The organism is Prosthecobacter dejongeii, from assembly GCF_014203045.1.
GTDB lineage: Bacteria > Verrucomicrobiota > Verrucomicrobiia > Verrucomicrobiales > Verrucomicrobiaceae > Prosthecobacter > Prosthecobacter dejongeii.
The window spans coordinates 646,707-668,510 of record NZ_JACHIF010000001.1 but is presented as its reverse complement, the minus strand read 5'-3'; the positions used below and the strand labels follow the sequence as shown (position 1 = coordinate 668,510).

The window sequence follows — 21,804 nt, the reverse complement described above, 5'->3', positions numbered from 1 at the left end:
CATTATGCGCGCGCTCCTTTTTCTCGCTGCCCTCAGCGCCCAGGCTGCAGATACCCCCGGCCTCTATTTTGATGGGCCGGAGGTGGTCAAGCTGGACTGGAATACATCGAGCCCTTGCTCGGGTGATTTCAATGGCGATGGGTTGCAGGATCTGGTGGTGCTGAACCAGGATCGCGCGCGCATTGAGTTTCTGCTTCAGCGCAAAGAGGGAGCCCAGCCGGGGGAGCCTGAGCGTACCTCACGTGCCGACCGCTGGAATCCCATCTTGGAGATTTCACGACTGGAAAAGCAACCTCTCGTCATCGGCCAGAGTGCCTGGTCATTGGCCGTAGGAGATTGGAATGGCGATGGGCGGCCTGACATCGCCTACACGAATGATGATGATAAACTGGTCCTCCGCACCCAGGGCAAGCCGGGAGATTGGAGCCAGAAAAAGGAGTTCACGCTCGATTCTGTGGCGGAGGATTCGGCAGTCCTTTTGGCCGTGGATCTCAATGCGGATAAAAAGCAGGATCTGGCTCTTTTGACCACTACGCGTCTCATGGTGTGGTTGCAAAGTGGCCCTGGCACATGGGCCGAACCTAAGACCTACGTGCTCGGCCAAACAGGCTGTGGAGGATTGCGCAGTGGCGACCTCAACGGCGACGGTAAGCTGGATCTCTTTTATACCGCGCCTGATGCGGATGCACTTTTGGTTAGGTTGCAAAAAGAAGGTGCCAGCTTTGGCGAAGAATGGCGACTGGAGATGCCAGAGAGCCGCTGCTGGGTACACCCAGCAAAGCTTGGGAAAGAAACGGGCCTCACCTGGATCCGCAGTGACACGGGCATGGTGGAGATCGCCCGGCTCACCACGGCAACGGCCAAGCCTGACTCTGAGCGTGCGGTGACCATCCGCCATGCCATGCCCTCCACGGAAAGCAAAGGCGGCGGCACCGCCTACGGAGATCTCAATGGTGACAAGGTGGCTGACATTGTCCTCGCAGAACCGAAGAACGCTCGACTTTGGTTCTTTGCAGGTCTGGCGGCTGGTGGTTTTGCCGAAGGTTGTGAGTTTCCAGCCCTCAGCGGCATCGAGTCTCTCTCCATCGCCGATGTGGATGGAGATAACCAGGCGGAACTGCTGTTGCTGAGCCCTGCTGAAAAAAGCATCGGCCTTTCCCGTTGGGCAAAGGATCGCCTCACTTACCCCGAAGTGATTTACCAGACGGCGGATACGCTGCTGACGCTTCAAACAGGTCGTTTAGGAGACTCCAAAGAAACCTCCGTGCTGGCCCTCACGGAAGCTAAAAGCAAAGTTTCGCTGCTGGCGCTCAACTGGTCCGCTGCGGAAAAGAAATTCCAGTCCGCCACTCAGGAACTGCCGAGCAGTCCGACCAAACCGAATGCTCTGCGCTTGGTGGATGCCAACCAGGATGGACGTGTGGATCTGGCGATTTTTTCGAGCATCGCTTCCATGCAGATCCTGCTCAGTCAAAAGGATGCCAAAGTCCCGTTCAAGAGGGCGGAGGGGCTCCCGGATAACTTGTTGAACAAGCTTTCGGCCATCGCCATGACGACTGCAGATCTGGACGGAGATGGCAAGGAGGAGATCATCGTCGCAAAGGATCAAATTGCCCGTGCACTTCGTGTGGGGGCAGATGGGAAAGCGGTGACGGTGGAACAGTTCAATGCGCCTGAATCCACCGCGCAGATCAGCGCGGTCATTGTCGTGCCGGGTAAAGCCAAACCGGATGTTCTTTTGGCCGATACAGTGAATGGCCAGCTTTACGAAATGGTCACGGGTAAAGACGGCGTGTATCGTTCCTCCCACACACACGCGCTGGCTAGCGTGACTCCAGACGAGTGTCATCTCATCCCCACGGGGAAAGGGCAGGGTCTGCTGCTGATCGGCAAAACCAGTTTTGAAATCAGCCCATTAACTGGCGAACTCTTGGCTCTAGAGACGGTCACCACTTTCGATAGCGAATTGAAAGACACGTCTGCGACAGATCTGATCGTGGCTCCATTTACCCAGGGGGTGAATGATGATCTACTCACGGTGGATTCGGGCAAAAGCCGTGTGCTGGAACTGTTCCAGGCCCAAGCGGAAACGCCTCCCGTGTGGACGAGTGCGCTGCACTTCCGTGTTTTCGAAATTGATCCTCAATACCGGGGTAAAACAGGCCTCACAAGCGAACCTCACGACTACACGACGGTGGATCTGAATGGTGATGGCAAGCTGGACCTGGCCCTCCTCGTCCATGATCGTCTGCTGCTGTACGTCCGGAAGTGAAGTGGACCCGGATGGAGGTTAGTAAGTTTCGAGAATCTCAACTCCAGGTGCCGTTCTTTAAAAAACCGATGGGCAGAGAGCTGGAATTTACGTTGTAAAAATTTGCGATGTTAGGCAGGACGTAATCCATATCGGCAGCAGGCACACCGAACCAGCGCAGCATCTCTGCAAAGAGGGAATCCACCGAGGTGGTGGGAATGGTGCGGCCGCCATAACCCGTGTCGTCGTTGCTTTCGAGAGTCAGGTCAGGGAATGTTCCGTAGATGCGGCCCCCCCGCACAGGACCACCCATGACCAGAGCATTGGCCCCCCAGGCATGGTCCGTGCCGCGACCATTGCTGCGCAAGGTGCGTCCAAAGTCCGAAGCGGTGTAAGTGATGACGCTGTCTTGCAGATTCAGTTGATCCAGCGCACGCTGAAAGGCAGTGAGCGCTGCATCCATCATTGTCAGCATCTCGGCCTGGGTTTCCAGCAACTCTCCGTGGTGATCCCACCCGCCGAAGCTGAGATACAGGGTCTGTCTATGCAGGCCTAGGCTATCGCGCAGGGCGATCATCTTGGCGGCGGCACGGAACTGCTGGGCGACCCAGTTGCCAGAAGGAAAGAGGCTGCTGATGGCGCTGTCATCATAACTGTTGAACTGCTGAAGGAAGAACTCCTGAAGCTCAATGCTGTTTTTGGTGAGGCGCGCATAGGACTGCTGCATGAGGTTGGCATAATTCTGTTCGATCATGCTGCGATGCGCTGCATTCTTCAGTCGCATGGGGTGCAGTTCATCGCCGATATCACTGCCCGTGAAAGTCAGTGCCCCACTATCGGTCACCACAAATTGCGTGGTGCTATTGCCCACCTGCCACAGGCTATTGCCAGCCAGGGAAATGTTCATGGAGATGCTGTCCGCATTGACGACGTTATTCAGTACATCGGCAGCGCGACCAGCCCAGCCGGCGAGCTGGGTCATGCCCTGCGGGACGGAGGTCTGCCACTGGTCAATCTGGTCACTGTGTGAATAAAGCGCGCGAGGCAGGGGCATGCTTTCCGCCAAGTATTGCGCCTTGGTCACGGGCTGGATCAGGGTACCCACATTGGAGATGAAAGCGGCACGGCGTTTCGCGGAGTCACCCCCTAGGCCATTGAAGAGTTCTTGCAGGCCGGGGCAGCTTGGGTGGATGCCATAAAGCTGCCCATCCCCGCCGTCTTGGTTCAGTGGGCGCAGCACGCCCGTGCCCAAGGCCAAATGATCCCGTGTTTCTGCATACACCGCGTGCCGAGCGCTGTCTCGTGGGACTAACCAATTGTAGGAATCATTTCCGCCATGAAGAAATAAGCATAGCAGCGTCCGATGATCTGTCGGGGCCGCCTGGGCGGCAGCATTTCCCGCCAGCTTGAGATTCAGCAAGGTATTGAGCACTGAAACGCTCCCCAAAGCAGAACAGGCAGACTGACCGATGAAACGGCGGCGGGTGGCATTCATGTTGAAATAGTGAGTGATTACCAAAGGCCTTCTGCCATCAACTGTAGCCTTAGCAATACCATGGTGTTTTGATTCATATTTAGAACCTGCACCGTGACTAGGCCTTCAGGCGTTCGACCACGAATGTAAGCCTTCTCGTATTTAAAATGCTGGTCCCATGAATCTCGGCGTGGATGATACAATGCTACGAGCGCCTTTGTTATGGGATGTAAGCCCGAGATGTTAACGCCTTTGTGACGGTTACAGAAAGCACATGACCAAGCCAAATTTTCAAAAGACGAGTTTCCTTGGTGCTTTCGAGGAATGATGTGTTCTACCTCAAACGGTGCCTGAGTGCCATGAGCAGGCAGGCGACAATATTCGCAGCGGTCTCCAGCACGCATCTTCACGCGTAACGATAAGCTGGAGGGCAGGCTGGACATGGTTAGCGCGCCTTGGTACTTTTCTTGATCACGCTGCTAGCTTGCGCTCGCAGAATGTCGAGATTCAGACAAGCATCAAGAATAGCGTCAAGTTCTGCCGATTCCTCTTCGCTGATGGTTTCACTTTTGACCTTCGCATTGAGAGTTTTGATGCGGCGGTGATCACGCGCGGATAACTGAGTGTTTTCCAAAAGCCAACGCGCAACAGGGAGTGGCATGATCGCTTTGCCTACAGCTTTGCGCGCAGGCGATTTTTTCGCGGGCAGCAGGGTATGAATCATGGTGAAAGTATGGTGGATGTAAAAGGGAAATTCAAGACTCGATCCAGGAAAGAGACCGGGTCATCTCATCACTGCGCCTTCGGGGCAGACGAGGGCGAGGTAGGCGGCCACCTGCACGCGGGCGGAGGTTTGTTGAGCGGGAATCTGGTTGATCACCCCGAGGATGAGCATGCGGGTGGAGGGGCGCATTTGCCCGGCGCAGAAGAGTAAGTTGAGGTGGTCCACTAAATCTGCAGGTGTTGAAGCGAGGGCTTTTTCACGGGAGAGATCCAGCGGAAAGCGGTAAGTTTCCCACATGGAAAAGCCCTGCATGAGAGTCTGCCAGAGGCGATTCGGAAAGGAGATGGAACTGAAGCTATCGGTGATCTGGAACACGGGACCGGCGAGATTGTTTTGAGTCAACAAACCAGGGGCGCGGTAGTCGGGTCGGTAGAAATTAAACACACTGGGGGAAAAGGTGGGTTCTTGGCGGCTGGCATTGAAGAAATCCCCCCAGTCCCACCACAGCAAATCCGGTACCTCCTTCAAACCGAAGGCGCGGGCCAAGGCCATGGTGCGGATCACAGGTTCCTTCAAGCGACCGTAGGAAGGCCGGCCCGTGATGCGTGGATCGCGGGCTTCTTCATCCAGGAGAATCGCCGTGACGACGGACTTCAAATCACCTCGCACACCTTCGCCATTGTCAGCGAAGACAGCGGCGATTCGCTGAATGTATGCGGGGCTGGGATTGTCTGTGACGAGGAACTGGATGAGCTGCCGCCCGACGAAGATGGGCGTGTTTGGGTGCTTAAAAAGATGTCTCACGGCATCGCTCACATCGCGCTCCGCATTCTCATCTGTGGCAGCACGGGCCGGGATGATGTAACCGCCTAACAAGGTTTTCTTGCCAAAGTCATGGTATTGACCACGCAAGGTCATGGGTGTGGCGAGGTCCTGCTCTGTCCAGCCGCCGCCGCCCCAGGTATGGCCGCCGAACCAAAAGCCTGTCATGACCCGCGCGAGCTGGGTGATCTCTGCATTCGTGTAGGTGGGAATGGACTGGCCCTGCCCATTGAGTTTCTGAGTGCCATCAGGATTCAGTTCCCATAGCCCGATGGTGAAGAGCTGCATGATCTCACGGGCGTAGTTTTCATCGGGATAGCGGTTGATAGAAGGGTCTGCTTTTTGGTTGCCCACGTGGCTGAGGTAGCGGCCCATGACGGGATGCAGGGTCACCTTCATGAGCAGATCGTGGTAATTGCCAAAAGCATGGCGAACGAGGACATCGTAATAGTCGGCCATGCCGAGGCAGCGGCTTTCCAGGTTGGCATCCCGCCGGGAGGTGACGAGGATTTGGCTGAGCGCAAAGGCCACGCGTTGGCGTAACTGGTCCTCTCCTTGGATGCTGGCGCGGGCAAAGGCGGTCATCATGTTATTGCCAAACAGGAAGGGGGCCTCGATTTCGCCACCGCGATTGAAGTTGCTCTGGGAACGCTGCCCTAGCATGTCGTCATAGATGCCCTGGATGTAGGTGGAGTGCAGGGTGGGTGGCTTGGCTACCTGCTCGGCTATCCAGTCGGCATAACCGAGAGTTTGTACCCGATGGATGTCCTCTAGGGTGGGGCCAAACGCAGCCTGCATGAGGAAGCGAGAGGCTTGGGAACGCATGATGGCTGGCTGGCCTGCACTGGCTGCACTACTGCCTTGGCCAAATTGCTCCAGCAGGCTCACCAAATCTCCACCCACCTCTGCATCGGGCACACCGTCGCCATTGAGGTCGGTAAAGACGGGAGGGCGAATGCTGCTATCTATCTGAGGATTCGACCCCAGCACGTTGACTTCGGTCCAGTCGCTGACGCCATCTCCATCACTGTCCACATCCTCTAGGGCGAGACGATAGAAAGTGCTGATGGGGTTTTGCAGTGCATTGGCAAAGGTCTGCGTCCAATTACTGCCGTCTGGGACTGGGGTGCCGGAAGCTGCGGCCCAATTGGAAAGATTGTGCGATTCCCACACATGGCCGGTTTTGAAATTCAGCGTCGGCCAGCGCACGGTGACATCAGTCCCTAGATGTTCGACGGTGGACCAAAAACGCGACTGTGGATTGAAAGGGTCAGTGCCCGCTGCGGCTTCATCACCATTGGTTAGGCCGTCCTTGTCCGCGTCCAAGTGACGGGGGAGAATGCCGCCGCCAGCCCAGTATTCCCAGGGATCTGACATGCCGTTGCCATTAAAGTCTTCCATGGCCGGGAGGCTCGGGGTGCCATGATAGAAAGGCGGTAGGCTGCTAGCCTGGAGGGGGTGACTGCCATTCTGCATCTCCAGCCCATCCGGTGCGCCGTCGTCGTCGCTATCGCGATCTCGTGGGCTTGTGCCTGCGAGGTATTCCTGAAGGTTGGTTAGGCCATCAACGTCGCTGTCCACACTGGCGTTGGTGGCATTGTTTTTATCCAACGTGTAAGCGTCCTCCCAAACATCGGGCATGCCATCTTCATCGGTGTCTTTGTAGGCGGCAAAGGCAGGCGTGTCCTCTAGAGGGGTACTTTGAAAAAACATCTGCACGCCAACGTGCCGGGTGATTTCCAGCCGATTGGCATTGGGGGGATCTCGAAGGTCCTGCCAGTTGACCGCATTGGTATGCACGTTCGTGGCGAGATGGCAGCCGACAAAGGTGCGTTCGATCACGGTGCTGCCTGTGTCTTGATTGATAAGACTGAAGGTGAAGGTCCAGTTCGTCTGGGCACCGGGGCTGGTGCCGAGGATTTGGAAACGCAGCCGATCCGAGATATCGGCACGGCCATGCCCGCTGAAGCCGAGCGCGGCTTTGTGGTCGGTGGGCATTTCATTCCAGTCGGCCTCCCAGATGTCCCAGCCATCATTGTCTGGGTGGCTGAAGCCATTTTCGTAGCTGGAATAGAGGAAGTGGGAAACGCGCCCGCCTTTCACGCGCAGGGCTATTTGGAAGGCATCGCGGCCTGGATTGGCCGCATTGGCCAGGCGGAAATTCATGAGTTGGTTATCGCCCCAGGGCATGTCCACCACGTGGCCACGTGTGTGGTCCCAGACGAGCTGCACATTGTCCACCACCCAGATGAAGTTGCGTGGTGAGGTGGTGACGATGGGCATCTGCGCATTGGCGGCATCGGCTTCCACAGGGTTGGTGCTCTGGCGGATCTCATCTCGGTCGCTGCGGCCATCGCCATCGCTATCAGCTAAGTTTGGATTCGTTGGTTGAGGGAGGCGGTTCACTTCCTCGCCATCGGCCAGCCCATCGCTGTCCGTATCGGCGAGCAGGGGGCTGGAGCCCGTGTCGGTCGCGCTCACCCACTGGCCGGTGGATGTTTCCACGTCGTCGGTTAGGCCATCGCCATCCGTGTCGGCCACATGAGGATCGGTTTGCCGGGTCCATTCGCCAAGGTTGTCCAGGAGATCGCCATCCAGGTCAGTCGCGGCATCGTTGGCGGCAGGATTGAGCTTGTGGGCTAGCTCCCACCAGGTGGGCATGCCATCATTGTCGGCGTTCGCGGTGGCATCGACGATCTGCACGCCGTGGATGCCCACCTCATACCAACTGGTGCGGAAGAGTTTCAGGTTAAAACTGCTGCCGCTGATGTTGCGAAAGCGGATGGTATTGCCACGCCAGGGGACCGCCTCACTGGAGATCAGGGGCTGGATGAAGCGCGTTTCTGGGGCGGTGCTGGAGGTGACAAACCAGCGATCACTCGTGGCCTGGTCATTGAGGCGCAGCCGCCCTTTGGCCCCATCATAAACGGAGCCCACATAGACGATGACATCATAGGTGGCGTAGGGCACCTGGCTAAAGGTGAGCGTGCCGCCTGTGTCATTGTTCACGCTGAAAAAACCATCGAACAATTTGCCCGTGGAACTGCCCCCGTGGCCGCTGGCCCAAAAGCCGGAGGTGGAGCTCCAGCTCATCGTCATCGCCGTGGGGGTGCCTGCGCTATTGACCAAAACCCCTGCTACAGGACTGGCCACGGCCTGATGGGTTCCGGTGGCCGAGTTCCAACTGGTGAGCGGGATCGTGCTATTCCAGTTCATCTGCGGGGCAAAGCCGGTGACAGCCCGTGCCGCGAGGGCATTTTCAGGATTCAGTTCGGAGACAAAATTCAGCCCGATGCTGCCACTCCAGACCGGTGGAGTGTGGGTGGCGGAAGTCGCATTGAATCCCGTGCGCAGCTCCCAGGCATCAGGGGCACCATCATTGTCCGTATCGGCCAGCAGCGGATTCGTCGGCGGTGTGGCGGTGGTTTCTTCGCCATCGGTTAGGGTATCGCCATCGGTATCGGCCAGCAGCGGCTGGGTGCCCAGCTCCACCTCGCGTCCATCTTTGAGACCATCTCCGTCTGTGTCGGCGACTCGGGGATCGGTTTTTAGCGCATACTCTTGCAGGTTGGTCAGACCGTCTTGGTCAGGATTGGCCACAGCATCGGCCGTGACGGCATCGCTCAGGCCGTGGTCTTCCTCCCACCAGCGGGGCAGGCCGTCGCCATCGGCATCCACCAGCGCAGTGGGGTGGATCTCCAGAGTCAGGGAGTCCAGCTGCACCCAGCCATCTGCCGCCCCGCCGATGCGCGCCACTTGCAGGATGTTTTCACCGACGAGTGGGGTCATGCTGCCTGCATTGGCCTCCACCACCACGGTGCCACTGGTGGTTGCGGTCTCAGTTTTGAGCACTGTGCCGTTCAGGCGCACTTCCAGTTCATGGGCTCCGTAGCCGGGCTCTGACCAGCCGCCCCAGACATGATGGAAGACGAAACGCAGGCGCAGGGTCGGCGTCACTTGGGCGGCATTCAGGTTGAAGTGCAGTCGGGTCAGCGGATTGCCCGTGCCGAGGGTTCGTTCCAGATTCGTCCACGGTTCTGCCTCAGCCACCAGGCCGATCGGTGCCGGGTAGGTACCCGAAAAATAATAGTCATTGTCCAGTGCCGTAGCACTGCCCGGGGCCGCATTCGTACCCCAGGTGCCGTCGCCAAATTCCTGGGGATTGCCATCTTGATTCCCCAACGAGCCAAGCATGGTGAATTCCCCCTGCAAAGCAGGCGTACCCAGGAGGAGGCCCAGGACGATGGCATGGAGGGTCAAATGGCCTTTCATGAGAGGAAAATGCACAAAAAATAAAGCGCCTGAGGCCAGAAAAGTAACCGCAGGGATTGATTCCCGCAATCCCAGGCCAAAGTTTCACTAGAGAGGACTGAAAATTTCTTCGGCCCAGGCTCTCAAAAATGACGATTTGCCCGATTTTGATGGAAAAGAGAAGCTTTTGGCCCCCGGATTGCTGCTTGACGGAAGTAAACCGGCAGTGATTGGTTGATCCCCGACATCCGGGCTCCCTATGATCGAGTGGGAAAAGCTTCTCTGGTTAACCAGTTACATCATCGTTTCCGCCGGACTGTCCGCCTTTGGGGCGCACAAGGTCAAGGTTCTGTACACCTATTGGAAGCACCGTAAAAACCCGCCCAAGGCCCTGCGAGAGTTCGCTGAACTGCCCGTGGTGACCATCCAACTCCCGATTTTTAACGAGGCGGATGTCTTGGGCCAGCTCGTCGCCTCCATCAGTGCCTTGGAGTACCCGAAAGATCGCCTGCAGATCCAGTTTCTGGATGATTCCACGGATGAAACTTCCCAGGCCTGCGAGCAATACGCTCAAACGATGCGGGAGCAGGGCTTCGACGTGGAGTATCGCCACCGCACGAACCGGCAAGGTTTTAAAGCTGGAGCACTGGATGCCGCCATGGCGACGGTCAAAGGCGAGTTCATCTGCATCTTCGATGCCGACTTTGAGCCGGAGCCGGACTACCTGATGCAGACCATCCACCACTTTACGGATCCCCAAGTGGGCATCGTGCAGGCGCGCTGGGGGCACAAGAATCTGGATTTCTCCCTGCTCACTCGTCTCCAGGGCATCCTGCTGGATGGGCATCTGATGATGGAGCAGACCTCCCGCAGCCGGCAGGGTGAGTTTTGTAACTTCAATGGCACGGCGGGCCTCTGGCGCCGCTGCGTGATTGATGAAGCAGGCGGCTGGAAACATGACACGCTGACGGAAGATCTGGACCTCAGCTACCGTGCGCAGATGCTGGGCTGGCGGTTCATTTACCTGAATGACATCATCGTCCCTGCAGAGTTGCCGCCGGACATGGATGGCTTTAAATCCCAGCAGCACCGCTGGACCAAGGGGTCCGTGCAGGTTTGCAAAAAAGTGCTGGGCAAGGTCTGGCGCAGCGATGAGCCCTTCATGAAAAAGGTGGAGGCCACCGCTCACCTGACCTCAAACTTTGCGAACTTACTGACTCTTTGCACCCTGGTGCTGCTGTATCCGGTGGATTTCCTGCCAGTGAATTCCTGGCAAAAGGCGGTCTTTGTGGACTTGCCGGTGTTCCTCTTTGCCACGGTGGCGGTGATCGCCTTTTACCTCACCGCTCAGGGAGCGCAGCGGCGCTTGGGCTGGCTACAGACCATCCCCTACATTCCGCTTTTCATGGCGCTGGGCATCGGGATGTCCATCAACAACGGCAAGGCGGTCATTGAGGCGCTTTTGGGCCAGGAGTCTGAATTTGTGCGCACGCCGAAGTATGGCGTGAATAGCCGCGCCCAGGCGCAGTCCTCGAAAAAATCCTTCCGCTACAAAGCGGGTAAATCCCTGTGTTTGTGGATCGAACTGGCCCTCGTCGGTTACTTTGGCCACCTGCTCTGGATGGCGGTGGAGAAAGAGCAGTGGGGCTCGTTGCCCTTCCTCGCCTTGTTCCTCGGTGGCTTCCTATATGTCTCTCTCAGTTCCCTGATGAAGCGCTTTTCCATGGCCACTTTCACCCCGCCCGAGCCGCCTTCCAAAGGCCCCAGCGAGACCGAAGAGGCTGAAGTGATGGTGGCTTGAGAGCCAAGAGACTCATTCCTTGGTGATCGTCTCGTCGAGATTCAGCAGAACCCGGGCGACGACGACCATTGGAGGCGCTTCGTCGGCGGCTTTGATCTGTCGCTGGCGTTTTAGCAGATCCGTCAGCAGCGCGGCTTCTTTGACCGTGGGTGGGCGTGAGGTGCAGAGGGTAAAGCCGTGGGAGATGGCTTTGGCATCATCGCCCGCGCCAGCTTTCTCCATGCGCTGGGCCAGATGCTGCGCCGCCTCCATGCTGAGGGTTTCATTCAGTGTCATCAGAGCCTGAAGCGGCGTGTTGCTGCGGGCGCGTTTCACGCAGGCGGTTTCTCCATTCGGCACGTCGAAGGTACCTAGGAAGGGGAAGGGGGTGCTGCGGCGACGGAAGACATAGACGCTGCGGCGATACTTTTGGTTATCTCCTTCAATTTTCCACGGAAAGGGGGCATAGCTCACGGGTTTTTCAAACAAGTACTCAGGGGCCGGGGGCATGACACTGCGCCCGCCTAACTGAGGATTTAACAAACCGCTGACCGCGAGCTGGATGTCACGCACCACCTCGCCCTCCACGCGAAAGCGGGGGCCACGGGCCAGCAGTCGGTTGTAGGGATCTTTTTCCAGCAGTGCAGGGGTGACTTTGCTCTCCTGACGGTAGGTGGCGCTGGTGAGGATGAGGCGGTGCAGGTCTTTGTTAGACCAGCCCTTGTCCATGAACTCAGCGGCCAGCCAGTCCAGCAGTTCGGGGTGGCTGGGCAGGCTGCCTTGAAGGCCAAAGTCCTCCGGTGTATCCACGAGCCCGATGCCAAAGTAAGCCTGCCAGACCCTGTTTACCCAGGCCCGTGCTGTGGTGGGAGACTGGCGGGAAACCATCCAGCGGGCGAAGGTGAGGCGGGAGCCGTCGGCATCCTGGGGGAGGGGATTGTTCAGCATCGCAGGCACACCAGCGGTCACTTGTTCACCGGGCTTGAGGAAATCCCCGCGCTTCAGCAGGTTGGTCATGCGGGGTTCATCGCGACCATCCAGCACCAGGGTAGTGGTGCCTTCTGGATGCTGCTTCCAGAGGGTTTCGATCTCGTCATTGACGCTCTTCCATTCGAGGAGGGTGCTGCGGAAAAAAGCAAAGACAGGGGAGGGGATGGCCGCATCTTTCATGGTGGCATCTTCTTTTTTCTCCACCCAGGCGCGGACGGATGGCGGCAGTGGATCAGCCGTCGCGTCAGGGGCATCGGTAGCGCAGATACGGTAGCGGCCCAGGTTCATCGTTTGCAGGTCATCGCTGTTCCAGCCGCCGTGCTTCATGCTGAGGCCTACGGTGAGCTCCATACTGGGAGTGACGACCAGGGGTTTTCCCAAAACGAAGACGGCTTTGCGGGGCACATTTCGGCGGCCGGGTCCGGCATCTATGCCCCAGGCTGTTTTGGCATCACCATCGATGGCGTAAGTGACCGGGCCCGTGACACGATTGTCCTTGTCCGCTTCCTTATCGCGGGCATAGGGCACCAAGGGTGTGTTTTCAGGCTCGCCGTAATCAGCGGTGGCTTTGATGAATTTCAATGGGGTGAGCTTGTCACCGACTTTGATTTCAGCCGTGAACTCCGTGAGGGCGGCCATACCTTTGATGGAGCGGCCTGGGCCATAGGCTGGCAGGTTGGGATCGTTGAGAAGTTCCAGGCGAAAGGCGGTGATGGTGCGCGTGGGGGCTACGCTCTCCTCAGGACGGCGGACAGGAGTGTCCACGCTCCTCTCGGGGATGCTTGTGCTCCTCTCGAGGCCCTTTAGATCCACGACAAATTTCACGTGGGACTTGGTGGGTGCGTAGCCTTGGGCCAAGATACTGCCGTCTTTTTGACGGATGGCTTTTTCACCGCCGGAGGGATCGTCTTCAAATTTCAGCGTGGTCCAGGCGGGTTGGTTGCCCTTCACCTGGGCGGCCCATTGCTCCAGGCGTTGAGGCCAGTCGGCGTGCTCATGCTTCAGTTTGTTTTCCAGGTCCTGGATGCTTTGTAAAACCTGTGCGCGCTGCATCTGCTCGCTGCTGGTATAGACGACGCGCCAGGGCTCGTTGTCGTTGTTCAGGAAGGCGAACATCTGATAATATTCCACCTGGCTGATGGGGTCATACTTGTGGTTATGGCACTGAGTGCAGCCGATGGTGAGGCCGAGGATGCTTTTGCCGATGGTGTCCATGCGATCAAACATGGCCTCCATGCGGAATTGCTCGGGGTCCACGCCGCCTTCCTCATTGATCATGGAGTTCCGCAGAAATCCGGTGGCGACGATTTGGTCCTGCGTGGCTTTTGGCAACTGATCTCCGGCGAGTTGCTCAATGATGAACTGGTCATAGGGCAGATCGCGATTGAAGGCGCTGATGACCCAGTCGCGGTAAAACCAGATGTGGCGCATGGGGTCCTTTTCATAACCGTTGCTGTCCGCATAACGCGCCGCATCCAGCCAGTGGCGGCCCCAGCGTTCACCGTAATGCGGGCTGGACAGCAACTTTTCGATCATGCGCTCGTAGGCCTTGGGAGAAGACTTAAAATCCTGCACAAAAGCCGTCACTTCTTCCGGCGTGGGCGGCAGGCCGGTGAGGTCCAGAGAAACGCGGCGGATGAGCGTTTCAGGAGCCGCTTCTGGAGAAGGCTTTAAGCCTTCGCGGGTGAGCCGCTGCTTAATGAAAGCATCCACGGGATGAATGGCCGCAGGCAAGGCTGGCTTGATGGGTGCTTTGAAGGCCCAGTGGTCCACTTTCGTTTCCAGACTGACGCTGGCACTGTCTGGCCACTCGGCCCCGGCATCAATCCAGGCTTTGATTTTGCCGATCTCTTCGGGTGAGAGAGGATCTCCCTTGCGGGGCATTTTCATCTTCGGGTTCCGGCCTTCGATGGCGTGGACCAAGATGGAATCCGCACTGTGTCGTGGCTTGATGGCCAGACCAAAGTCACCGCCCTTTAGCGCGCTAGGTTTGTGATCCAGACGGAAGGCCGCCTCTTGTTTGTTGCTGCCATGGCAGCCGTAGCAGCGCTGCTCAAAGATGGGCTGGATGTCCGCCACAAAATCCACCGCTTGAGCAGAAGAAAAGGCGAGTATAAAAAGGGAAAACCGCAGCATGTTAGGCAAGTTATACGCAAACGCAGATCAAAAGCCAAGAGCGCCCGGCATGGAGGATTCAGGCGAGCAATGCAAGGAGTGAGGGCTTCTAGCCCTCTCAATCCCGCAGTCGCGGGACAGGGATGGCCTCACTCCTTGATTTTAGTAGGACCTTCTTTACCACGTGGCCGTGGACATCGGTGAGGCGGTAGTCGCGGCCCTGGGTGTGGAAGGTGAGTCGCTCGTGATCGAAGCCCATGAGATGCAGCATGGTGGCCTGCACATCGTGAACGTGGACGGGATCTTCCACGACATTGAAGCCGAGCTCATCCGTCGCCCCGATGGTCTGACCGCCTTTGACACCGCCGCCTGCCATCCAGATGGTGAAGGCCTGCGGGTGGTGATCACGTCCGAGTGCGCGGCCTAACGCGGGATTGGTTTCCACCATTGGGGTGCGGCCAAATTCACCGCCCCAGACCACCAGTGTATCATCCAGCAGACCGCGTTGTTTGAGGTCCTTCACTAGGGCGGCACTGGCTTGGTCGGTCTCCTTGCAGTTGTTGCGCACGTTGCCTTCGACGTTGGAGTGGGCATCCCAGCCTTCGTGGTAGATGTTTACGAAACGTACCCCGCGCTCGATCATGCGCCGGGCTAAGAGACAAGCGCGGGCGTAACTGGGCTTGTCAGGATCGCAGCCATACATCTCCAGAGTCTCCTTGCTCTCGCTGCGCAGGTCCGTGAGTTCCGGGGCGCTGGTCTGCATGCGGAAGGCCATTTCATAGGAAGCGATGCGCGTGGCGATCTCCGGATCTCCCACCGCACCTAGGCGTTTTTGATTGAGCTGGCTGACGAGGTCCAGCGTGTCTCGCTGCGCCCGCGAATCAATGCCCGCAGGGCTGGAGACATTCAGGATGGGGTCACCGCTATTGCGGAAGCGTACGCCGTTGTAGATGGTCGGGAGGAAGCCGCTGGACATGAGGGCCGTGCCGCCGCTGAGGCCTGAGCCGGTGGACATGACCACAAAGGCAGGAAGGTTTTGCGTCTCGGCCCCGAGTCCATACAGCGCCCAGGAGCCCATGCAGGGGCGGCCCGGCTGGCCAAAGCCTGTCTGGAAAAAGATCTGCGCGGGGGCGTGATTGAACTGGTCCGTTTTCACGGAACGGATGATGCACAGCTCATCAGCAATCTTCGCTACATGCGGCATCACCTCGGAGATCCAGGCCCCACTTTGCCCATGCTGGGCGAATTTGAAACGAGGACCCAGAGCGGCGGCATCCGACCGGATGAAGGCGTAACGCTGGCCGCCAATGACCTCGGGAGGGATGGGTTTGCCCTCATACTTGGTGAGCATGGGTTTGGGGTCGAAGGTCTCGAGCTGACTTGGAGCCCCCGCCATGAAGAGGTGGATCACCCGTTTGGCCTTCGGGGCAAAGTGAGGGCCGCGCGCGCTCAGCGGATTTGCTGCAGCGGCACCGCTGAGTGAATCCGTCAGCAGACCGGCGGCGGCCACTTTGCCCAAACCATAAGTGCAATCACGCAGGAAGTGACGGCGGGAGTAGAAGGTGGGGGTGTGAAACATGACCGTCGTTTAGTTTTTGGTGATGAACTCGTCGAGGTTAAAGAGGGCGCGGGAGGCGAGAGTCCAGGTGGCGGCTTCAGGCGAAGGGGCATTGGCTTGGCCGCAAATCTCAGAGGCTTTGAGTTCGCCTGACTTGAGGCGCGCACGCTGCTGCTGGAGGAAGGTTTTCATAAGCTGGATTTCATCCGCTTCGGGCTGGCGAGAAAGCACCCGCAGGTAGAGCTGACGAAGGAGGGTTTCATCCCCGTCGGCCTCTTTGGCCAGCAGGCTGCCAAGCGACTGGGCACCCTCGGTGAAGATGACATCGTTCATGATGGTGAGCGCCTGGAGCGCGGAGTTGGAGGCTTCACGCTTGACCAGGCAGGCGTCTCCCGTAGGCGCATCAAAAGTGGTGTAGAGGGCAAAAGGCGCGGTGCGTTTGCTGAAGGTGTAGAGGCTGCGGCGGTAGCGGTCTGCTCCCGTGCTGGGAGTCCACTTGAATTTGCCATAGGCCACTTCCGTGACGCTGTCCGGCTGGGGTGGATAGACGCTGGGGCCGCCTAACTTAGGATTTAACAAACCTGCGGCCTTGAGCATGGAATCGCGGATCATCTCAGCCTCCAGCCGCACGCGAGGGAAGCGGGAGTAGAGAATGTTTTCCGGATCTTTAGCCTGGCTGAGATCGGAGACCTGGACCGATTGCCGATACGTGGCACTCGTCACCAGCAGGCGATGCAGCTTCTTCATGGACCAGCCCTGCCTAACAAACTCCACGGCCAGGGTGTCGAGCAATTCGGGGTGGCTGGGCAGGGAACCCTGGTAACCAAAGTCATCCACCGTCTTCACCAGCCCACGGCCAAACAGCGTGGCCCACTGGCGATTTACCACGACTCGCGGTGTGAGGGGATTTTCCGGTGACATGAGCCAGCGGGCGAACTCCAGCCGGGTCTTCGGTGCTTGTTGAGGAAAAGCATGCAGCACCGCCAGGGTCACAGGCTGCACAGGTTCCTTCGGCTGAGTGAACTCCCCGCGATGGTGGCGGAAGGTGGGGCGCTGATGATTGGCCGGGCGCTCCCGCATGACGAGGCTGATGGGAAGAGCGGGTGCCGTGCGCAGATTCCGAATAGTCTTGGCCTCTGCAGCGAGTTGGGGGGCGGTGAGGAGAAAGTGCTCCCAAAGCGTTTGCCGATCATTCGAAGTCAGTTCAGGCTTTGCTAGGAGGCTGGTCAGTTCGTTGCCCATGTCACGTGCGACTGCCTTCGCATCGGCGCTGGCCGAGAGGCGAAAGTGGCCCAATGGGCAGGCGTAGTGACGGCCAAATTGCATGATCACACGGATCTCCGTCCCGGCAGGAACCGGCTGTGCGAGGATAAAAACGGCTTCGTGACGTTCGCCATAACGGGCGGCGCAGCTCCAGCCTGTTTGGGGATCGCCATCAATGGCCTGCTGTGCGGTGGCTGGGTTTTTGCCAAAGTTGTTTTTAAAGTAGCTCTCCGTCGCAGAGGCAAATTTCACGGGCTGTCCGTTCACGATGACCTTGAACTCGCCCATGAAGAAATCGCCCTTGGGGCCTTCGTAATTGCACATCCCTGGGCCATGAGCGGGCAGGCTTTCGTGAGGCAGCGCCTCCAAACGAATGGCGGAGACGGGTTGGCTTGAGGGGGCGAGGGTCAGGTCGTAGGTGTCAGACTTGGTGATGTCGCCGGAGGCGAGGACGCTGCCGTCTGCGTGGATGGCCAGCAGCGGCAGATTGGTGGAGGCCTTCGTGGGCTTCAGCGTCTGCCACACCGTATTGCGGGCACGTTCGGTGGTCAGCCATTGATCGAAGGCTTTTTCGGCAGTGTTGCCGCTTTTTTGGTTAGGCCATTTAGATGGCAGATCTTTCAGCAAGGTGGCGGCCTTTTGGAGATTGGCCCGATGCTGGGCCGCGAGGGTTTCATCCGGCAGGTCCAGGTCGGGCTCATCCGCATTGTTGAGGAAGGCCATCATGCCGTAGTATTCCGTGTGGGTGATGGGATCGAACTTATGCGTGTGGCACTGGGTGCACTGAAGGGTGAGGCCCAGCCAGGTGGCCCCGGTCGTCGCCACGCGGTCCGTCATGGCGTGAAAACGGAATTCCAGGGGATCAATGCCGCCCTCTTCATTGAGCATGGTGTTGCGGTGAAACCCAGTGGCGATGCGCTGCGCTAGCGTAGCCTCAGGGAGCATGTCGCCAGCGAGTTGTTCGATGCTGAATTGATCAAACGGCATGTCGGCATTCAGCGCCTGGATGACCCAGTCGCGGTAGGGCCAGATGCTGCGCTCGCGGTCTTTTTCATAGCCGTTGGTATCGGCATACCGGGCCAGGTCCAGCCAGCGGCGGGCCCAGCGTTCGCCATAGGCAGGGGAGGCCAGCAGTCTGTCCACATAGGTTTCATAGGTGGCCTGCGGCTCGGTTTTGAAGGCGGCGACAAAGGCCTCCAGCTCATCTGTCGTGGGCTGTAGCCCGGTCAGGTCCAGCGAGACACGCCGGGCCAGGGTGTAAGGATCGGCCTCGGGGGCTAGTTTCAGCCCGGCTTCGTGGAGCTTTTTCTGGATCAAGTGATCTACGGCATGAACCCCGGCCGGCACGGCAGCGGCGAGGGGTTTGGTAAAAGCCCAGTGGGGGGCGTATTCAGCTCCTTCGGCCACCCATCGTTTCAGCGTGGCTTTCTGGGCGGCAGTGATGGGCTTTTTCGCGTGAGGCGGCGGCATCAGCTCGTCCTCATCCTCGGAAAGAATGCGGCGGATGATTTCGCTGGCCTCGGCCTTGCCGGGCACAATGGCCACTTCGCCTGATTTGCCCGCCTTGAGGGCGTCTTCGCGGATGTCCAGCCGCAGCTTGCCTTTGCGCCCCTGCTCGTCCGGGCCGTGGCAGTGGTAGCAGTGGTTCGACAGGATGGGGCGCACATCGCGCTGAAAGTCCAGCGCAGCGCCGGGAAGCGACGCAGGCAGGGCGAGGGCAAGGAGGACAAACAGACGAGGCATGGTTTCAGCCATGAATAACGTCTGCCAGGGCTGCATCCTACGCCGAACGCAGAATCATCCATGCCTTGTCAGGTCGGCAGGGTCTATTCTTCCCCGCTGAGGATGACGCTGCCTGTGGCTAGGCGGGTGCCATCGGCGGTGATGATTTCTCCGCTGATCTGGACGAGGCCAGGCATCACCGCATCCCGCCGGGCAATGATGGTGAGGGTCTCCCCAGGGGGAATGCTGCCCAGGATTTTGAATTGACGCACGGCGGTGAGGCGGACGTTTTTCAGCGGTTGGTCTCCGCGATCACTCTGGGCCAGGATTCCTCCGAGTTGGGCGAGGGATTCGATCATGATCACACCTGGGAGGAGAGGTTGGCCCGGAAAATGCCCTTCGAGGAAAGCTTCATCGCCTTTCAAGGTCCAGCGGGCCGTGGCGGTGACCCCAGCCTCCATGGAAACCAGTTCATCAACAAAGCGAAAGGAAGGACCGTGAGGAAGCGCGGAAAGGGCTTGGACAAGCGAGGTAGGCTGCAACATAATCGGCGCCCTCATTACCCCATGCTTACGGATTGTGCCAATTTTGAATGCTCAACATCCCTGACACGCTGACTTCAAAAGAGCGTATCGAGTTTTACCCTTTTTGCATGTTGGACCGCCTCCGCCTGATCACTGCCTGGTTCACCAGCCTCCTTTACTGGGTGATCGGGGGCACGGGCTTTGGGTTGCTGTGTTTGCTCCTGCCTTTATTATTTTGCCGGGATCGGGCGCGGGCGATCGGGCAGTGGGCGGTACAAATGGCTTTCCGAGGGTTTTTAGGCGTCCTACGGTTTTTTGACATTGTGGAATGCGAGTATGTGGGATTTGAGAAACTGCGGATCCAGACCGGGGGCATCATCGTCGCGCCGAATCATCCCGCGCTGTGGGATGCCGTGTTTGTGCTGGCAGAGGTTGACCACATGGCTTGCGTGTTGAAAGCATCCTTGATGTGCAATCCGATTTTGTTCGGGGGAGCGACGGCCGCAGGCTTCATCCCAAACGAACCCACTCACAAAATGCTGCGTCAGTGCATCGAGACGTTAAAGAAAGGGGAACGCCTGCTGCTTTTCCCGGAAGGCACGCGCACGCGCCCTGAGCATGGGAGGCTGAATCCCTTCCAGGGAGGCCTAGCGGTGGTGGCCAAAAACTCCGGGGCCCCCGTCTGGCCTGTGTATGTGGAAACGAACAGTCGTTATTTAAACAAAGGCTGGTCTCTCTGGCACCTGCCCACGGAAAAAGTACGCCTGCGCATGACGGTGGGGGAGCCGCTGCGATTTCCTGAACAAGGCGAAGCCCAACCATTCATTGATGAACTGCGTCAGCGCTACCTGCTGGCCCTGGAATCCCCTGCCGCATGAAGATCCTGGTCCTGATCCCCAGCTACAACACCGGGCGCATTCTGCCCCAGACTGTCGCCGACGTTTTGAAACATTGGCCTGAAGTGTGGGTGGTCATGGATGGCAGCACCGATGGCAGCGCGGCCCTGCTGGAGCCCCTGAAGGCCACGGCCCCTGGGCTGAGGGTGATCTCCATCGAAAAAAACGGGGGTAAAGGTGCCGCCGTTCTGCATGGCACCCGTCTGGCTCATGAAGCCGGCTACACCCATGTCCTGACCATGGATGCCGATGGTCAGCACCCCACGGATGACATTCCCCGTTTTGTAGCTTTAGCTCAAAAATACCCGCAGGCAGTGATGATGGGCACGCCTGTTTTCGGGCCAGAGGCCCCGCAACTCCGTGTGCAGGGGCGCAAGATCTCCAACATGTGGGCGAATCTGGAGACGCTGAACTGGGGCATCCCGGATACCCTTTTTGGTATGCGTTTGTATCCCATCCCCCTGCTGCTGCGGGCCTTTCGCGGCACCATCTGGGCGCGCCGCTTTGACTACGATACGGAGATCGCCGTGCGTCTGGCTTGGCAGGGCGCACCGATGCTGGCTGTGCCCACGACCGTCCGTTACCTGACCCAGGAGGAGGGCGGTGTGTCTCAATTTCGCTATTTCCGGGATAACAGTGTGCTGACCTGGATGCACGCGCGCCTGCTGTTTGGTTTTGGCTGGCGGTTACCATTGTTGCTCTTACGCATTGGACGAGGCGGCAATCCCCTGCGTAAAGTCACGGCATGACGCCCACTCTGGCCCAACTCGAAAACATCGCCGCCCTCTGCAACCGGCGATGGGATTTCTTCTACACCCGTTCCAAGCTCGCCAGCGATCCAGTTTACCAAGCGGTGGTCAAGGAGATCGGGTCTAGTTCGCTGCCAGTGCTGGACATCGGTTGTGGCATCGGCCTCCTGGCGCACTACCTCCGCGCCTGCGGCCACACGGCACCAGTCATCGGTTTTGACTACGACCAGCGTAAAATTGACAGCGCTGCGGCCATGGTGAGCAAGTCAGGTCAGCAGGGGCTTAGTTTTTCTGCGGGGGATGCCCGCACGGGACTGCCAGAATTCAGTGGGCATGTGGTCATCCTGGACATCCTCCAATTTTTCACGCCCGAGGAGCAAAACACCCTCATCACCGCTGCTGCGGCCCGCGTGGCACCTGGTGGGAAGCTGGTGATCCGCACCGGGCTGCGGGATGATTCCTGGCGCTTTCGCGTCACAGTCCTGGGGGACTATCTGGCTAAAATCACCTTTTGGATGAAGGCGGCCCCGACATGTTACCCCGATGCGGAACAGTTCCGTGACGTGCTCTCCAAAGCGGGCTTGCAGGTGCAAATCACCCCTTTGTGGGGGGGGACTCCGTTTAACAATCATCTGATTGTTGCACAAAGGTAACCTGCGTGATTCAACGCCCGTCTCGACAACGC

The 21,804-nt window shown here is 58.5% G+C and carries 13 protein-coding genes; 5 read left to right on the top strand and 8 right to left on the bottom strand.

From position 1 onward, the window contains the following. Positions 1 to 4: 4 nt before the first annotated feature. Positions 5 to 2,272: an FG-GAP repeat domain-containing protein gene (locus HNQ64_RS02445; RefSeq protein ID WP_184204909.1), complete on the top strand. Its 2,268-nt coding sequence runs from the start codon at positions 5 to 7 to the stop codon at positions 2,270 to 2,272. A gap of 37 nt (positions 2,273 to 2,309) precedes the next feature. On the opposite strand, the gene HNQ64_RS02440 is transcribed toward HNQ64_RS02445, so the two are convergent. The 4 genes from HNQ64_RS02440 to HNQ64_RS02425 are packed head-to-tail and all read right to left on the bottom strand — an operon-like array spanning position 2,310 to position 9,543. Then, on the bottom strand, positions 2,310 to 3,746 hold the full coding sequence (locus tag HNQ64_RS02440) for a DUF1501 domain-containing protein (RefSeq protein WP_184204907.1): 1,437 nt from the start codon (positions 3,744 to 3,746) through the stop codon (positions 2,310 to 2,312). Between the two features lie 17 nt (positions 3,747 to 3,763). Continuing rightward, positions 3,764 to 4,129 carry an HNH endonuclease gene (locus HNQ64_RS24425; RefSeq protein WP_408004356.1) on the bottom strand — a complete coding sequence of 122 codons (366 nt, stop codon included), beginning with the start codon at positions 4,127 to 4,129 and terminating at the stop codon, positions 3,764 to 3,766. 41 nt (positions 4,130 to 4,170) lie between these two features. Further along, on the bottom strand, positions 4,171 to 4,449 hold the full coding sequence (locus tag HNQ64_RS02430; protein ID WP_184204901.1) for a hypothetical protein: 279 nt from the start codon (positions 4,447 to 4,449) through the stop codon (positions 4,171 to 4,173). A 60-nt stretch (positions 4,450 to 4,509) separates the two neighbouring features. After that, positions 4,510 to 9,543, bottom strand: a complete 5,034-nt coding sequence (locus HNQ64_RS02425; protein WP_184204898.1) for a DUF1800 family protein — start codon at positions 9,541 to 9,543, stop codon at positions 4,510 to 4,512. A 238-nt stretch (positions 9,544 to 9,781) separates the two neighbouring features. On the opposite strand from HNQ64_RS02425, the gene HNQ64_RS02420 reads away from it, so the two are divergent. After that, entirely contained in the window at positions 9,782 to 11,323 is a 1,542-nt protein-coding gene (locus HNQ64_RS02420) for a glycosyltransferase (RefSeq protein ID WP_184204896.1), read from the top strand. A gap of 12 nt (positions 11,324 to 11,335) precedes the next feature. Here HNQ64_RS02420 and HNQ64_RS02415 read toward each other — a convergent pair whose 3' ends face one another. From HNQ64_RS02415 to HNQ64_RS02400, 4 genes are all read right to left on the bottom strand, one after another. After that, positions 11,336 to 14,428, bottom strand: coding sequence for a PSD1 and planctomycete cytochrome C domain-containing protein (locus tag HNQ64_RS02415; protein WP_184204893.1), 3,093 nt, complete (start codon positions 14,426 to 14,428; stop codon positions 11,336 to 11,338). Between the two features lie 97 nt (positions 14,429 to 14,525). Then, positions 14,526 to 15,986 (bottom strand): DUF1501 domain-containing protein, encoded by a 1,461-nt coding sequence (locus tag HNQ64_RS02410; RefSeq protein WP_184204889.1) that lies wholly within the window; start codon positions 15,984 to 15,986, stop codon positions 14,526 to 14,528. Positions 15,987 to 15,995: 9 nt separating this feature from the next. Continuing rightward, positions 15,996 to 18,971: a PSD1 and planctomycete cytochrome C domain-containing protein gene (locus tag HNQ64_RS02405; RefSeq protein ID WP_184204887.1), complete on the bottom strand. Its 2,976-nt coding sequence runs from the start codon at positions 18,969 to 18,971 to the stop codon at positions 15,996 to 15,998. A gap of 83 nt (positions 18,972 to 19,054) precedes the next feature. Further along, positions 19,055 to 19,495, bottom strand: coding sequence for a 3-hydroxyacyl-ACP dehydratase FabZ family protein (locus HNQ64_RS02400; protein ID WP_184204885.1), 441 nt, complete (start codon positions 19,493 to 19,495; stop codon positions 19,055 to 19,057). 47 nt (positions 19,496 to 19,542) lie between these two features. Here HNQ64_RS02400 and HNQ64_RS02395 point away from each other — a divergent pair, with 47 nt between their 5' ends. From HNQ64_RS02395 to HNQ64_RS02385, 3 genes are read left to right on the top strand one after another with little or no spacing between them, the layout of a single operon-like run. Then, the gene (locus HNQ64_RS02395; protein WP_221305313.1) at positions 19,543 to 20,352 is read left to right on the top strand and encodes a lysophospholipid acyltransferase family protein; all 810 of its coding nucleotides are present in this window, start codon (positions 19,543 to 19,545) and stop codon (positions 20,350 to 20,352) included. Continuing rightward, entirely contained in the window at positions 20,349 to 21,119 is a 771-nt protein-coding gene (locus HNQ64_RS02390; protein ID WP_184204879.1) for a glycosyltransferase family 2 protein, read from the top strand. The genes HNQ64_RS02395 and HNQ64_RS02390 overlap by 4 nt, the downstream gene beginning before the upstream one ends. Then, positions 21,116 to 21,772 carry a class I SAM-dependent methyltransferase gene (locus tag HNQ64_RS02385; RefSeq protein ID WP_184204876.1) on the top strand — a complete coding sequence of 219 codons (657 nt, stop codon included), beginning with the start codon at positions 21,116 to 21,118 and terminating at the stop codon, positions 21,770 to 21,772. Before HNQ64_RS02390 ends, HNQ64_RS02385 begins: the two co-directional genes overlap by 4 nt. Positions 21,773 to 21,804 lie beyond the last annotated feature (32 nt).